This window comes from Nocardiopsis sp. NPDC058631, assembly GCF_042716955.1.
GTDB lineage: Bacteria > Actinomycetota > Actinomycetes > Streptosporangiales > Streptosporangiaceae > Nocardiopsis.
The window spans coordinates 1-14,376 of the sequence record NZ_JBHXQY010000132.1 but is presented as its reverse complement, the minus strand read 5'-3'; the positions used below and the strand labels follow the sequence as shown (position 1 = coordinate 14,376).

General features: G+C 71.3%; 12 protein-coding genes. 6 read left to right on the top strand and 6 right to left on the bottom strand.

Translation table 11 applies throughout. The annotated features are described in order from the left end of the window. Positions 1-159 precede the first annotated feature (159 nt). From ACFWTE_RS27780 to thiI, 3 genes are all read left to right on the top strand, one after another. Entirely contained in the window at positions 160-816 is a 657-nt protein-coding gene (locus tag ACFWTE_RS27780) for a response regulator (protein ID WP_378782873.1), read from the top strand. A gap of 162 nt (positions 817-978) precedes the next feature. Beyond that, positions 979-2,004 carry a 6-phosphofructokinase gene (locus ACFWTE_RS27775; protein ID WP_378782872.1) on the top strand — a complete coding sequence of 342 codons (1,026 nt, stop codon included), beginning with the start codon at positions 979-981 and terminating at the stop codon, positions 2,002-2,004. A 404-nt stretch (positions 2,005-2,408) separates the two neighbouring features. After that, a complete protein-coding gene (thiI, locus tag ACFWTE_RS27770) occupies positions 2,409-3,698 on the top strand; it encodes a tRNA uracil 4-sulfurtransferase ThiI (RefSeq protein WP_378782871.1) in 1,290 nt (429 codons plus the stop codon). Positions 3,699-3,766: 68 nt separating this feature from the next. Here thiI and aroF read toward each other — a convergent pair whose 3' ends face one another. After that, positions 3,767-4,813: a 3-deoxy-7-phosphoheptulonate synthase gene (gene aroF, locus ACFWTE_RS27765; RefSeq protein ID WP_378782870.1), complete on the bottom strand. Its 1,047-nt coding sequence runs from the start codon at positions 4,811-4,813 to the stop codon at positions 3,767-3,769. A 385-nt stretch (positions 4,814-5,198) separates the two neighbouring features. Between aroF and ACFWTE_RS27760 the strand changes: the two genes are divergently transcribed. Further along, positions 5,199-5,855, top strand: a complete 657-nt coding sequence (locus tag ACFWTE_RS27760; protein ID WP_378782869.1) for a molybdopterin-dependent oxidoreductase — start codon at positions 5,199-5,201, stop codon at positions 5,853-5,855. 136 nt (positions 5,856-5,991) lie between these two features. Here the strand turns inward: ACFWTE_RS27760 and ACFWTE_RS27755 are convergent, their stop codons facing one another. Further along, positions 5,992-7,335: an MFS transporter gene (locus tag ACFWTE_RS27755; protein ID WP_378782868.1), complete on the bottom strand. Its 1,344-nt coding sequence runs from the start codon at positions 7,333-7,335 to the stop codon at positions 5,992-5,994. A gap of 14 nt (positions 7,336-7,349) precedes the next feature. Further along, positions 7,350-8,195: an alpha/beta fold hydrolase gene (locus ACFWTE_RS27750; protein WP_378782867.1), complete on the bottom strand. Its 846-nt coding sequence runs from the start codon at positions 8,193-8,195 to the stop codon at positions 7,350-7,352. A gap of 92 nt (positions 8,196-8,287) precedes the next feature. Here ACFWTE_RS27750 and ACFWTE_RS27745 point away from each other — a divergent pair, with 92 nt between their 5' ends. Continuing rightward, positions 8,288-9,256 (top strand): LysR family transcriptional regulator, encoded by a 969-nt coding sequence (locus ACFWTE_RS27745; RefSeq protein WP_378782866.1) that lies wholly within the window; start codon positions 8,288-8,290, stop codon positions 9,254-9,256. An 870-nt stretch (positions 9,257-10,126) separates the two neighbouring features. On the opposite strand, the gene macS is transcribed toward ACFWTE_RS27745, so the two are convergent. From macS to ACFWTE_RS27730, 3 genes are read right to left on the bottom strand one after another with little or no spacing between them, the layout of a single operon-like run. Then, positions 10,127-11,377, bottom strand: coding sequence for a MacS family sensor histidine kinase (gene macS, locus ACFWTE_RS27740; RefSeq protein ID WP_378782874.1), 1,251 nt, complete (start codon positions 11,375-11,377; stop codon positions 10,127-10,129). A gap of 3 nt (positions 11,378-11,380) precedes the next feature. Beyond that, positions 11,381-12,301 (bottom strand): hypothetical protein, encoded by a 921-nt coding sequence (locus tag ACFWTE_RS27735; RefSeq protein ID WP_378782865.1) that lies wholly within the window; start codon positions 12,299-12,301, stop codon positions 11,381-11,383. Then, positions 12,298-13,095 carry an alpha/beta hydrolase gene (locus tag ACFWTE_RS27730; protein WP_378782864.1) on the bottom strand — a complete coding sequence of 266 codons (798 nt, stop codon included), beginning with the start codon at positions 13,093-13,095 and terminating at the stop codon, positions 12,298-12,300. Before ACFWTE_RS27730 ends, ACFWTE_RS27735 begins: the two co-directional genes overlap by 4 nt. 410 nt (positions 13,096-13,505) lie before the next feature. Here ACFWTE_RS27730 and ACFWTE_RS27725 point away from each other — a divergent pair, with 410 nt between their 5' ends. Beyond that, the gene (locus ACFWTE_RS27725; protein WP_378782863.1) at positions 13,506-14,330 is read left to right on the top strand and encodes a lysophospholipid acyltransferase family protein; all 825 of its coding nucleotides are present in this window, start codon (positions 13,506-13,508) and stop codon (positions 14,328-14,330) included. The last annotated feature ends 46 nt before the right edge of the window (positions 14,331-14,376 follow it).

Below are 14,376 nucleotides of genomic sequence, written 5' to 3'. Positions count from 1 at the left end.
TATATCTACACCTAAATTATCGTCGGCTGCGTCATTTGTTTATATGACACTGGCGCGCCGGTGGGGTGGGGTGCGCGGGGGGTGGCCCCGCCGGTCGGCCGCGCCCCGGCCCGCGCCCGACCGGCACGGGACGGGCCCGGTCGGGATAGGGTCGCCTGCATGGCGACCGAGGAGATCCGGGTACTGGTGGTGGACGACCACCCGATGTGGCGTGAGGCGGTCGCGCGCGACCTGGGCGAGGCCGGGCTCGACGTGGTGGGAACGGCGGGCGACGGCGCCAAGGCGCTGCGCATCGCCCCGGCCGTGCGCCCCACCCTGGCGGTGGTGGACCTTCACCTGCCGGACATGACCGGGGTCGAGCTGACGGCGGGCCTGGTCGCGCTGCCGGAGCCCCCGCAGGTGCTGGTCCTGTCGGCGAGCGGGGCCGGCGACGACGTGCTGGCGGCGGTGAAGGCCGGGGCGACCGGCTACCTGGTCAAGTCAGCCGGACGCGAGGAACTGCTGGACGCGGTGCGCCGCGTGCACACGGGTGAGGCCGTGTACACCCCGGGGCTGGCCGGGCTCGTGCTGGGCGAGTACCGCAGGCTGTCCTCGGCCGACCGCTCCCGGGAACCGCAGGCGCCCGCGCTGACACCGCGTGAGACCGAGGTACTCCGCCTGGTCGCCAAGGGGCTGGCCTACAAGCAGATCGCGCAGCGCCTGACGATCTCCCACCGCACCGTGCAGAACCACGTGCAGAACACCCTCACCAAGCTGCACCTGCACAACCGGGTGGAGCTCGTCCGGTACGCCATCGACCAGGGGCTGGACGAATAGCGGACAGGGCTTGCACGCGGTTCCGGTCGCCCTCCCAGGCCCACTACGTCGGGGTTCGGGCGCAGTTCGCCTCCCCGGGTTGGCCCCGGCAAGTCGAGGCCACTATGGTCTAGACCATATGGCGCCTTGCGCCGTGACAACACAACGTCGAGGAGAAGTCGTATGCGCGTCGGGGTGCTGACCGGTGGCGGAGACTGCCCTGGTCTGAACGCGGTCATCCGCGCCGTGGTCCGCAAGGGCATCAAGGACTACGGGTACGAGTTCATCGGCTTCCGGGACGGCTGGCGCGGCCCGCTCGAAGGCGACACCGTTCCGCTGGACGTGGAGTCCGTGCGCGGCATCCTTCCGCGCGGCGGCACCATCCTGGGCTCCTCCCGCACCAACCTGATGAAGATCGAGGGCGGTGTCGAGCGCGTCAAGGACAACATGGCCGCGCTCGGCGTCGACGCGCTGGTCGCCATCGGCGGCGAGGACACCCTGGGTGTGGCCCGCCAGCTGCACGACCGCGGTGTCAACGTAGTGGGCGTGCCCAAGACGATCGACAACGACCTCAACGCGACCGACTACACCTTCGGTTTCGACACGGCCGTGAACATCGCCATGGAGGCGATCGACCGCCTGCACACCACCGCCGAGTCGCACCACCGCGCGCTCGTGGTCGAGGTGATGGGACGCCACGCCGGGTGGATCGCCCTGCACTCGGGCATGGCCGCCGGCGCCAACGTCATCCTCATCCCGGAGCGGCCCTTCGACATCGACGAGGTCGTCAAGCACGTCGAGAGCCGGTTCCGGACCCAGTACGCGCCGATCATCGTCGTCGCGGAGGGCGCGCACCCCAAGGAGGGTCAGATGGAGCTCGCCACCGGCGAGACCGACTCCTTCGGCCACGTCCGCCTGGGCGGCATCGGCCAGCGCCTCGCCGAGGAGATCGAGAAGCGCACCGGCAAGGAGTCGCGTTCGGTGGTCCTGGGGCACGTGCAGCGCGGCGGCACCCCGACCGCGTTCGACCGCGTGCTGGCCACCCGCCTGGGCGTGAACGCCATCGAGGCCGTGCACGACAAGTCGTTCGGCAAGATGGTCGGCCTCCAGGGCACCGCCATCGTCCGCGTCGACCTGGCCGAGGCCACCGACACCCTCAAGACGGTCCCGGCCGAGCGCTACCAGGAGGCCGAGGTCTTCTTCGGCTAGGCCCGAACCCGAACAAGCGAGCCCGGGTGCCCGCGGGGTTCTGGAGGCCACGCAGCGCGCTTGCGAGGAACGAGGACGCGCGCGAAGAGGCCGAAGGTTCCCGCGCTGACAGGCACCCGGGCCGCAGGCCCAGCCGGCCGACGGCCACGTGAGCCGGCAGCGGGCCGGTGCGCGCCCCCTTCCCAGCTCCCAGGGGAGGGGGCGCGCCGCGTCCGGGCCCCGGCGGTCGGACCGTCGAGGAGGCGCACCGGTGTGTTTACCGCCGCATGCCCTCCCACCCCGACCGAAAACGGTTCGAGCGGTGGAGGGGATGTTCGATACTGGAGGGCGGCGCTGGGCACCCGGTCCCACCGCCGACGCTCCCACCTCGTACCGGGCCGTAGGTATTCACCGGAGGTAGCACCATGTCCGCGTCGCTCGAGTCCGTGCCGCTCCCCGTCACCGAGGTAGGAGCCGACGCCGGGCTGGGCGAACTCTGCGTGCTCATGAAGCTCGGCGAGATCGTCCTCAAGGGCTCCAACCGCAAGTTGTTCGAGCGGCGGCTCCACAACAACATCCGCAATTCCGTACGCGACCTGGGCGACGTCCGCCTGTCGCAGCGCGGCGCGGGCGTCATCATCGTCCGCAAGCCCGGCGCCTCCGACCTGGAGGTCGCCGAGATCGCCGACCGCATGGCCAACGTCATGGGCGTGGTGTGGGTGCACCTGGTCCGCCGGGTGGCCAAGGACCTGGACGCCATCGCCGACATCGGCGTGCGCTCCCTCGCCGGACGCACGGGCACCTTCGCGGTGCGCGCGCGCCGCCGCGACAAGCGCTTCGAGATGACCTCGTCCGAGCTGGCGGGCTACCTGGGCTCCAAGGTCATCGAGGCGCACGGTTACGCGGTGAACCTGAAGCGGCCCGACAACACCCTGTACGTGGAGGTGGACAAGGACGAGGCGTTCGTGTTCACCGACGGCATCCCGGGCCAGGGCGGCCTGCCCGCCGGGATGAGCGGGCGCGGGCTGGTGCTGATGTCCGGCGGGATCGACTCCCCCGTGGCAGCCCACCGGATGATCCGGCGCGGACTGAAGGTCGACTTCCTGCACTTCTCCGGTATGCCGTTCACCGGTCCCGAGTCCATCTACAAGGCCTACAGCCTGGTTCGCCAACTGGACCGCTACCAGGTGGGTTCGCGCCTGTTCGTGATCCCCTTCGGCAAGGCCCAGCAGCAGCTGAAGACCTCAGGCATCGAACGGCTCCAGATCGTCGCCCAGCGGCGCCTGATGCTCAAGACCGCGGAGGCCCTCGCCGACGACCTCGGCGCGGAGTGCCTGGTCACCGGTGACGCCCTCGGCCAGGTCTCCAGCCAGACCATGACCAACCTCACCGCGCTGGACGACGCGGTCGACCTGCCGATCCTGCGTCCCCTCATCGGGATGGACAAGACCGAGATCATGGACCAGGCCCGCAAGATCGGGACCCTGGCCATCTCGGAGCTGCCCGACGAGGACTGCTGCACCATGCTGACCCCGCGCCAGGTCGAGACGGCCGCCAAGATCCCCGACCTGCGCCAGATCGAGAAGCGCCTGGACGCGGAGGAGCTGGTCGAGCACCTGGTCACCACGGCCCAGGTGCACAAGCCGAGCTTCCTCGGCGACGTCGCCCCCCGGCGGCTGGAGGGCGCGAGCAAGCCCGCCGCCGCCCTCGCCTGACACGGCACCGACACGGCGCCGCCCCGACCATGTCCCCGGTGGTCGGGGCGGCGCCGTTCCGTCGTCCCTCAGAGACCGGCCAGCTCGCGGCCGGGCGCCGGGGTGAGGGTGCGGCCGCTCAGGGCGGCGAGGGTGCCCGCCAGGTCGCGCAGCTGGGCCAGGTCCTCCTCAAGGAGGGCCTGCGGCCCGTCGCACAGGGCCTCCTCCGGGTGCGGGTGCACGTCCACGATGACGCCGTCGGCGCCGACCGCGATGGCCGCGCGGGAGAGCGGGAGCACCAGTTCGCGCTTGCCGCCCGAGTGGGACGGGTCGACGATCACCGGCAGGTGCGACAGGTTCTGGGCGACCGGGACCGCGCTGATGTCCAGCGTGTTGCGGGTGGCCTTCTCGAAGGTGCGGATGCCGCGCTCGCAGAGGACGATGTCGAGGTTGCCCTGCTGGGCGATGTACTCGGCGGCCATCAACCACTCCTCGATGGTGGAGCTCATCCCCCGCTTGAGCATGACGGGCTTGCCCGCGTCGCCCGCGGCCTGGAGCAGGGCGAAGTTCTGCATGTTGCGGGTGCCGATCTGGAGCATGTCGGCGTAGGAGGCGACGAGCTCGACGTCGGCGGCGTCCACCACCTCGGTGACGACCGGCAGGCCGGTCTCCTCGCGGACGTCCGCGAGGATCTTCAGCCCCGCCTCGCCCAGCCCCTGGAAGGCGTACGGCGAGGTGCGCGGCTTGTACGCACCGCCGCGGAGCAGGGAGGCCCCCGCCGCGAGCGCCATCCTGGCCGCTTCGAGGGTCTGCTCGGGGGTCTCGACGGCGCACGGCCCGGCGATGACGGTGACGTTGTCGCCGCCGATCGGCACCCCCCGGACGCTGACGACGCTGCGGCTGTCGTGGTTCTCGCGGCTCACCAGCTTGTACGGCGCGGAGATCCGCAGGACGTCGCTGACCCCGGGTTTGGCGGCCAGGCCCAGGTCCTGGAAGCGCTCGACGTCCCCCACCAGGCCGATGATGGTACGGCTGACCCCTCGGGTCACGTAGGCCTCCCCTCCGGAGGAGGTGACCAGTTCGACGAGGGCGTCGATGTTGTCGGAAGTGGCGTCCGGTGCCATCACGATGACCATGTGGGTTGTCCCTAGCTGCTTGTCGGTGGGAGTGGTGGGACCGAGAGCCGCCCGGGGCACGAAAAAACCCCGGGCTCTACCGGCCCGGGGCTCAAGTCGTCTGTGTCAGCGCAGCGCTTTACAGGCGACCGGGGGTATCGGGCCGGTAGCCATAAAAGCGCCAGAAGCTTCGCTGCATGGCTGTGACTATAGCGCACGGTTCTCGCGCGCCCGCACACACGGGGTGAGTGAGCTGGCTCTCATCCGCCCCTGGCAGGATGGCCGGATACCGCGTTTCCCCGCGGTGGACGGGACAGGGAGGTCCCTGCGGGGAGCACGCCCGGCCCATCGGCGCGGGCGTACCGCAAGGGCCGGGCGGCCGGAGCCAGACGAGCAGGGGGACGGGTTGTCCGAGAGAGCGGACGGGGGCGGCAGGGGTGCGGGGGAGGGCCGGGCCCGGCGCGTCGGGCGGCTCGGGCTCCCGCCCGGGCAGGCCGTGCGGTACGAGCACAGACCACTGCACTACGGGCCGGTTCCGGCCTTCCGGCCGCACAGGTGGGACTTCCGGGTGATGGGCGCGACGGAGAGCCTGGGCTCCTACCGGTGGACGTGGGAGGAGTTCGGGACCCTGCCGCGCACCGACGGGGTGAGCGACTTCCACTGCGTGATGCGGTTCAGCGTCCCCGACGTCCCCTGGGGCGGGGTGCGTGCCCTCGACCTGGTCGGCGCCGCTCCCCCGGCTCCTGAGGTGACGCACGTGATGGCCTGGGGCGAGTACGGGTACAGCGCGAACCTGCGCCTGGACGACTTCCTCTCCGAACAGGTCCTCCTCGCCACCCACCGCGACGGGGAGCCCCTCGCCCCCGAACACGGGTTCCCGCTGCGGCTCGTGGTGCCCCATCTGTACGGGTGGAAGAGCGTGAAGTGGCTGCGCGCCGTGGAGTACATGACCGCGGACCGGCGGGGCTTCTGGGAGGAACGCGGCTACCACAACCGCGCCGACCCGTGGAACGAGCAGCGGTTCTCCTACCAGGAGGGGCCGGGGCACGGGCCTCCGCTGTAGTCCCCCGGCCCCGCCTGCCGTGATCTTGCACCTGTGGCGGGTTCGGGCGTCGACGTCGGCTGTGGGTGCAAGTGCGTCCGGGCCGGAGGTCCTCTTCGCTTGTGTCAGGCGGGGTGGGTGTTCCTGGCCTCTGTGGTCAGTAGGCCTGGGTGCCAGGCCGGTGGCGGAGCCGGAGGCTGATCAGCGCGGTGATCGTGAAGGCGGCGACCTGGTAGAGCATGGCGTGCCGGAACGCGGTGTCCGCATCGGCGGCGGGGGCGTGGTAGACGAGTCCGGCCGCGGTCACTCCGATGGATCCGCCGAGCTGCTGTGCTGTGGGCAGCAGTCCGGAGACCGAACCGGCGGCGGGGCCGTGCACCTCGGCCAGGACCAGGGTGAACACCGACGCGGTGAACGCGCCGAACGCGGCTCCGCCGACGGCCAGCACGGGCAGTGCCGCGTGGCGTCCCGCCGCCGAGCCGATGAGCGGGGCCAGCGCCAGGCACATCCCGGCCAGCACCAGGGAGGCGGCGGTGAGCACCGTCGGCCCGTGCCGGCGGGTGAGAGCGGGCGCGGCTCTGCTGCCGAGGACGGCGGCGGCGGCGAACGGTGCCGACGTCAGCGAGGCCGCCAGGGCCGAGTACCCGACGGCGGACTGAAGGTGGAGGAAGAGCAGGTAGGTGAAGGAGGGCACGCCCGTGTTGAACACGAACACCAGCAACGTGCCCCTCCGCGCCGATCGGTCACGCAGCACCGCGGGATGGATCAGCGGGTCAGGCCGGTGCGGGAGGCTCCGGACGAAGTGGCCGAGGGCGGCCACAGCCACGGCGAAACCGGCCCACGTCCACCAGGGCCAGCCTGCTTCCCGCCCCAGCGCCAGGGGCAGGACCAGTGCGCCGGCTCCCACGGTGACCAGCAGCGCCCCCAGCTTGTCGACGCGGAGTCCGTCCGCCCCGCGGGTGCGGGGCAGCGCGGTCGCTCCGGCCAGCGAGGCGAGCGCCACCGGCACGGTGAGGAGCATCACCGGCCGCCAGCCGAGGCCGAAGAGATCGGCGCTGAGGACAAGGCCGCCGATCAGCGGCCCGGCCAGTGACGCGACGGCCATGGTGGCGCCGTACAGGCCGAAGGCGCGCGGCCGGCGTGTCGCGGGAATGGCGACCTGGATGAGCGACAGGACCTGGGGGGCGACCAGACCGCTGCCCGCGCCCTGCACCAGCCTGGCCGTGATCAGCGATGCGGCGTCGGGGGCACACGCGCCGGCCACCGAACCCGCGGTGAAGACCACGGTGCCCGCCACGAACAGCCGGCGGTAGCCGTACCGGTCGCCCAGCCGTGCGGCGGGGATGAGCAGGCATGCGTACGCCAGGGTGTATCCGGCGAGGACCAGTTGGACGGCGCCCGGACCGGCGCCCAGGCCGGCCTGTATCGCCGGCGCGGCCACCTGGGCGACAGTGACGTTGAGCAGCTGCACGAAGGTGGCGCTGAGTACCACTGGCAGCACGAGGCGTCCGCCGCTCACGGCAGCAGAGCCGCGGCGAGCTCACGGGGCCGGGCGGCGAACGGGCTGTGGCTGCCCGGGAGGGTGCGCACGGTGAACGGGTTGCCGGGCATGGCACGGTCGGCTTCCGCGATCATCAGATCCTGCACGGCCGTGGGCAGTGCCCGGTCCTCCGCGCAGCGCAGGAAGGTCCGCGGGACTCGCCCCCACCGTTGTGGGGACACGATGACCGGGGTGGTTGGGATCGCCAGCGGCAGATCGGGGCTCAGTGCCGAGCGCCAGCGGTCGAAACGGTCCAGAGCGGTGTCGTGGTAGTGAGTCTGCCGCAGTTCCTCGACGTAGGCGGGATCCTGCGAGAGCGGGTTGATCCGTACGGCGCCCAGCTCCCCGGGGTCGCCGAGGTTGAGGCCCTGGCCCCGGGCCGTGGCGTTCTCGGGCGAGCCGAGATAGTCGAAGAACCGGGGCCGTCCGGCGGGCACGAAGGCCGAGAGGTAGACGATCTCGTTGACGAGTTCGGGTGCGCGCTCGGCAGCCAGTGACGCGGGGCCGCCGCCCGCGCTGTGCGCGACGAGCACGACACGACGGTGGTGGCGGGCCTGGCGCAGAGTGTCCAGCACGGCCCGGGCGCTGTCGTCCATCGTCACGGTGGCGAGCGCGGACTTCTCGGTCAACAGGCCCGGCTGGCCCGCCTTGAGGTATCCGCTGGGCAGCGGTGCGTCGAAGCCGTGCCCCGGCAGGTCGACGGCCATGCTCACGGCACCGAGTGCGGCGAGTGCGCGCTGCGTCGCCGCCCACTGCCCGGAGCCGTGCCAGGCCCCGTGCACGAAGACGAAGACGGTGTCTGTGGAGGAAGAATCAGTCATGGCCTCATTCCATGCGACCCGGCCCCGATCATCCAACGAAAGATCTGACAAGCTGGCTGACGATACATGTGAGATATGGCTGGGAGGCTGACATGGAGGCGCGGCACCTGCGGTACGCACTGACCCTCGCCGAGCATGCACACTTCGGCCGGGCGGCCGGTGCGCTGGGCATCGCGCAGCCTCCGCTGTCCAAGCAGATCGCCGACCTCGAACGGGAAGTGGGCGCCCGCTTGTTCGATCGCACCCGCCAGGGGGTGTTTCCGACGGCTGCGGGCACGGCCTTCCTCTCCCGGGCGCGCAGGGCGCTCGACGAGATCGCGGCGGCCTCGGTCGACGCGGCCAGGGCAGCGCGCGGGGAGACGGGACGGCTGCGCCTGGGGTTCATTGCCTCAGCACTGCTCGAACCCCTGCCGGACGTCCTCGGCCGGTTCGGCCGCGAACGGCCCGACGTGCGGCTGGAACTGCACGAGATGGCGACCAGGCGCAGCACGGCTGCGCTCGTCGCCGGCGAACTGGACGTGGCGATCGGTCTCGGCCGGCCAGGGGGTGTCGGGGCCGAGCAGTTGGTATCGGTCCCGATCGGACACGACCACCTGGTCGCGGTCGTGAGCAGCACGCACCCGTACGCGGGTCAGTCGTCGGTGGACGTGGACCGGCTGCGGCGACAGCCGCTGATCGTCGCGCCGGGGGAGGACGAGCCCACCGTCGTCACCGGGCTGCGGACCCTCCTGGGCAAGGACTCCCCGGCGCTCTCCGGCGCAACCGTCGCGAGGGACATCCACACCATCATCGGCCTCGCCGCCTGCGGGGTGGGCGTCGGTCTGGGACCCTCTCGCATGCTGACGGTCCCACGACGGGGCACGTGGTTCTGCGAGGTGACCCCGCGCACGCCTCTGCCCGACCTGGTCCTGTCCTTCAGTGTCCGGGACCGCTCCCCGGCACTGAACGCCTTCCTCCACGTCATCCGCAAGAACTGCCCCGAGGTCGGTGCCGCGCTCGACCACCGGCTCGGCCCACGCGGACGGCAGGAGGAAGGCGACCCCGACTCGCCCCCCACCTGACTTCGCCTCGGTGATGTCGAGCAACTGCCGCGTTTGCTTATCCGGAAATTCCGTCCCTAGTACGGCAGTGACGATCGGGCCCGTGACAAAGCGAAGTGCCATCGCTGCCCGCTCGGGAGAAATCCTCTCCAGGAGCGACCTGCAGATGGGGTCAGCGCTCCATGAGATTCCGGACGAGCGCCCGAGGTACACCTCCACGGCCGTGTGAACATATTTCTCCTCAACACCATTCGGGACAGGCTGGCCTCCAACATGTTCTTGCAGTTCCCGCGCAGGGGGCGGACCATTGTAAAAGTTGTTCATCGCAGAATGAACACCCATCAGCCCGTCCAGAATCTCGCCAATTTCCGGGACTCGAACATCCTTGGGCAGCCGCCCCCAGAGCTTCGGGAAGATCGCGCGTACGTTATCGCGTGACGTGTTGGAGGGGCGGGTATTGACATAGATGCCAAAGAGTCCTCTGGTGAGAACATCGGCTTGGTCCTCGCGCAGCCCAGCGAAAAGCGCGTCGCACCTTCCCGAGTCACTCTCTGCGGGGGTCGCCGTCCCGATGTTCCGCAGGAGGGCTGGAGTTTCGATCATCGTCGGCGACCGCGGAAGCGTGATGACTTCCTTTATGCAGGTCTCCAGATAGCCGAGAAGAGCGTAGGGCGTCAGCTCATGCTGGTTCGGATGTGCTGCGCCGGCGTGATTGCGCATGTGCCGCACCAGGTGTACTGACCACAGAGGTGAGGGACACCCGCCCCGCCTGGCACAGGCGAAGAGGGCCTCCGGTAACGGTGTGGATTGCGACATCTACCACCGGACCGGAAAAGCCCTCGACGGCTCACACCACCCCTGCCAACGCCCGTCTCACACCCGCCGGACGCCTCAACGCGGAACGCGCATCTCCACCTCGGTGCCCTGGCCCGGGACCGAGACGTACTCGACCGTGCCCCCCAGGTCGCGCACACGCCCCAGGATGGACTGGGACACGCCGAGGCGGCCGTTGGCACGCGCCTCCTCCAGCCGGCCCGGCGGGATCCCCGGCCCCTCGTCCCGTACGGACACGGTCACCCCGTCGTCCTCGTCCTCCAGCAGGACCCAGGCGCGGGTGCCGTCGGGGCAGTGCCTGGCCACGTTGTCCAGGGCCGCGAGGACCGCGGCGGAGAGCTCGCCGGCCGTGTGGGCGGGCAGGAGGACGGGGGTCGCCGGGGCGGAGACCGCCACGCGGGACGACTCGACCCGGCGGACCGGTTCGCGCAGGTCCACGGGTCCGGCGTCGAATCCGGGTGCGGGTCCGCCGCCCGCGGGGCCTTCCCCGGGTCGCGTGCCGGTGGCGCGGACGGTCTGCCCCGCCGCTCCGCCCCCGCCCGGCGCCACCGCCCGCCCGGGGTCGGTGGCGGACGGCCCGTCGCGCGCGATCCCCTCGGGGAGCCCGTCCGCGAAGAGCGCCCGCAGCCGCACCTCCTGTTCGCCCGCCATCCGGCCGAGCTCGGCGGCCTCGCCCCCGGCCTCGGCTCCGCGCCGGCTGACGAGGGCGAGTACCTGGAGCACCGAGTCGTGGATCGACCGGGCCAGCTGCTCCCGCTCGCGGATGCGGGCCTCCAGGGAGACGGCCTGGGCGAAGCGCTCCTCGGCCCGTGCGGCGACCTGGGCCATGTAGCCGACGACCACGGCCGCCAGCAGCAGGAGCACGACCCCGCGTGCGGTGGCGGCGGTGATGGCCGCGCCCATGACGACGCGCAGGGTGAGGTCGGCGAAGCCGTAGAGGAGGGCGATGATCGCGGCGCCGCGCCGTCCCCAGATGACGGCGGCGGCGAGCGCCGCGCCGGCGAACCAGTAGCCGCTCAGGGGCGGGGCCTGGGTGAGGTAGAAGGGCGTGGCGGCGAGGGCCGTCGCGAAGAGGCAGCCGAACGCGACGGCAAGGTCGGCGGTGAGCAGGCGCCAGGTGCGGTGCTCGGGGCGCGCGTAGCCGTGGTTCGCAACCGCGGTCCACACGGCCATGACCGCCAGGACCGTCCACGCCAGCCAGGGTCTGGACAGCGACCCGTGGTTCTGGACGAGCAGGACCAGGGAGTAGGCCAGGGTCGCGGCGCGGAAGACGGCGAACGCGCGCCAGAGGGGGACGTCGAAGCCCAGCTGTCAGACCACCGCCCCGTTGTCCGGCCCGTTGTCTCCGGGCGGCCGGGAGTCGGTCATGCGGAGGATGAGCACGACGAAGCTGGCGAGGAACGCCACCACCGCGAGGAACATCAGCCAGTTCGGCAGGGCGATACCGGCGAACGCCGCACCGAACACCAGCACGGGCCCGCCCAGCAGGCCGAACCAGGCGGCGATGCCGAACCGGTCGCCCTTGAGCAGGGGTGGCGGGGGCGGGGGCTCGTAGTGGCCCTCCAGTTCCGCCTCGGCCCTGCGCTGCGCGTCCTCGTCCTCGTCGTAGGCCCCGGTGGCGTCGGTGAGGCCCCCGGCGAGCAGATCGCCGTCGGACGCGCCCGAGCCCCCGGGGCCGTCGCTGTCGCGCCGGTCGGAGGCACTGAGGTTCTCGGCGTCCGGCCAGGCCACACGGCTGGTCGTGTCGGAGGCGTCCTCGTCGTAGAAGCGCGCCACCAGTTCGTTCCACACCTCGTCCTCGTCGGTGGACCGGGCCGGCGTGGCTTCGGGGTCGGCGTTGGCGAGCGGCCCGTCGAGCAGGTCGCCTCCCACGGGGCCCTCGGTCTGGGGGTCGTGGAGGGCAGCCTCGCCCTCGGCGCCGTCGGCCTCGGGCCGGGAGTCGCCGTGCGGTGCGAGCAGGTCGGGGTCGGAGCGGCTCAGGTCGGGCAGCTCGGTGCCCAGGACCCGTTCGGCCGCGGCCCGTTCCTCGGCGTCCACGTACAGGTGGTCGGTGGGCGGGTCGTCGACCTCTCCGCCGGGGGGTTCGAGGACGTCCTCGTCCAAGGGCACCGCGTAGGCGGCGATCCCGCTGCGGCGCAGCGCCTCCAGCATGGTGTCGGCGTGTGACGGTGCGAGCAGGATGAGGGGCACGTAGGCGTCGGCGAGCAGGCCGTTACCCCGACGTTGCGTCATCGGTCGGCTCCTTCCCCGCTTCTACGGTGCTCCCGCACGAAGGCGAGGCTTCCGTCGAAGATGGTGGCGGCGTCATGGTCGAGGGTCGCCACGTGGTAGCTGTCGTGCAGCAGGTGAATCGTCAGCCGGGTGTTGACCGCTCTACTAGCGAGGATACGCAGACTACGGGGTCCGACAACGTGGTCCTGGGGGCTCCGGTAGGCCAGAATCGGCGCTCGCAAACCGGACATGCCCTCCTGAACTTCGCGCCACAGCTTCGGGAGTGTCGCGGCCGCGGCGGTGGGGACGCGGTCGTACCCGCCCTCGGTCGTGTCGTCCTTGGACACGTCACTGGACAGCCCCGGTGTGGAGGGCATGATCCGCGCGACGAGGCGGCGGACCGGCGCGATGAGGGGCAGTCTCGCGTCCTCCAGGGCCAGGGACGGGTTGACCAGCACCACACCGCGCACGAGGCCGGGGTGCTCCTGGGCCAGGCGCAGGGTGAGGGCTCCGCCCATGGACAGCCCCATGACGTAGACCTCCTCGCAGCGCGAGGCCAGGTCCAGGAGGGCACGTTCGACCTCGGCGAACCAGTCGTCGCAGGTGGTGAGGTTCATGTCCTGCCAGACCGTGCCGTGCCCGGGCAGGAGCGGGACCTCCACGCTGTACCCCGCGGCGGCGAGGTGCTCGCCCCAGGGTCGCATCGAGTACGGCGAACCGGTGAATCCGTGACAGAGCAGTACGCCGACCTCCGACCCGCGGTGGCTGAAGGGCTCCGCACCGGGGATGAGGGGTACTGTGTCGGTCGGTCTCACGGAGCGGCTCCCAAGGGATCGTGCGGTGCGCGTCGGTGCGGGCGTCGGCGGTGCCGGCAAGGCCGCGGTCCGGGCCCGCGTGGCGGCCTTGGGCCCCGGCTTCAGCCGTGAGGCTAGCCGCTCGGCGGAGTGTTTGTCATGGGTGCACACTAACGCCCCCGCCTCCGGCTGCGAGAGGCACGTAGCGCGCCGCGGGGGCCGACTGAGTATCCTCGTCTGGGTCGGGTCGGAAGCCCGATTGGGGGCGCTTTGGCAGTTGCGCCCGCACGGTGGGAGGATGGCGCACGTCAGGCGGTGGCTCCACCGTCCTCCTCGGGCGCGTGCCCACCTGGCAATGTCAGTCGAGCGGGACAGTGAATCGTGGCAGGCCCTGCCCAGTCCTCCCCGCGTGTGCAGGGGTGATCCGAGCAATGTTCTACTGGGTGGTCAAGGCGTTTTTGGGCCCGGTCCTGGCCGTGCTGTGGCAACCGCGCGCCGAGGGTGTGGAGAACGTGCCGCGTCGCGGCCCGGCGATCATGGTCAGCAACCACCTCTCCTTCTCGGACCACTTCTTCGGTCCGCTGCCGTTGCCCCGCAGGATCACGTTCCTGGCCAAGTCCGAGTACTTCACCGGCACCGGTGTCAAGGGCCTGCTGAGCCGGGCGTTCTTCACCGGTGTGGGGCAGATCCCGATCGACCGGTCCGGCGGCAAGGCGAGTGAGGCGGCACTGCGCACCGGCCTGCGGGTCCTCAAGCGCGGCGAGCTGCTGGGCATCTACCCGGAGGGCACCCGTTCCCCGGACGGCAAGCTGTACCGCGGCCGTACCGGTGTGGCGCGCCTGGCTCTGGAGTCCAAGGCCCCGGTGGTGCCGATGGCGATGATCAACCTGGAGAAGATCATGCCCCCCGGCCGCACCGTCCCCAAGCTGGGCGTGCGTCCCAAGGTCAAGTTCGGCAAGCCGCTGGACTTCTCGCGCTACGAGGGCATGGAGAGGGACCCGCGCGTGCTGCGTGCGGTCACCGACGAGATCATGTACGCGCTGATGGAGCTGTCGGGTCAGGAGTACGTCGACCGCTACGCGCAGGCGATCAAGGCGGAGCTGGAGGCCGAGGCCAAGGAGGCGCGGCGCGAGCAGCACGCTGACGACAAGGACCGCAGGCGCTCGGAGCGCGACCGCCGCAAGGAGGAGCGTTTGGCCCGCAAGGAGGAGAAGCGGGCCGCGCGCCGCGAAGGCGGGAGCGACGCGAAGGAGTAGTCCTTCCTGTGACGTGCGAGGGCGGGCCCCGGTGACTCCACCGGGG

What these genes read in the sequence shown, in the direction of transcription:
- ACFWTE_RS27745 (WP_378782866.1), top strand. Translation starts at nt 8,288, where the DNA reads ATGGAGGCGCGGCACCTGCGGTACGCACTGACCCTCGCCGAGCATGCA.
- aroF (WP_378782870.1), bottom strand. Translation starts at nt 4,813, where the DNA reads ATGGTCATCGTGATGGCACCGGACGCCACTTCCGACAACATCGACGCC.
- ACFWTE_RS27735 (WP_378782865.1), bottom strand. Translation starts at nt 12,301, where the DNA reads ATGACGCAACGTCGGGGTAACGGCCTGCTCGCCGACGCCTACGTGCCC.
- ACFWTE_RS27750 (WP_378782867.1), bottom strand. Translation starts at nt 8,195, where the DNA reads ATGACTGATTCTTCCTCCACAGACACCGTCTTCGTCTTCGTGCACGGG.
- ACFWTE_RS27780 (WP_378782873.1), top strand. Translation starts at nt 160, where the DNA reads ATGGCGACCGAGGAGATCCGGGTACTGGTGGTGGACGACCACCCGATG.
- ACFWTE_RS27725 (WP_378782863.1), top strand. Translation starts at nt 13,506, where the DNA reads ATGTTCTACTGGGTGGTCAAGGCGTTTTTGGGCCCGGTCCTGGCCGTG.
- ACFWTE_RS27775 (WP_378782872.1), top strand. Translation starts at nt 979, where the DNA reads ATGCGCGTCGGGGTGCTGACCGGTGGCGGAGACTGCCCTGGTCTGAAC.
- thiI (WP_378782871.1), top strand. Translation starts at nt 2,409, where the DNA reads ATGTCCGCGTCGCTCGAGTCCGTGCCGCTCCCCGTCACCGAGGTAGGA.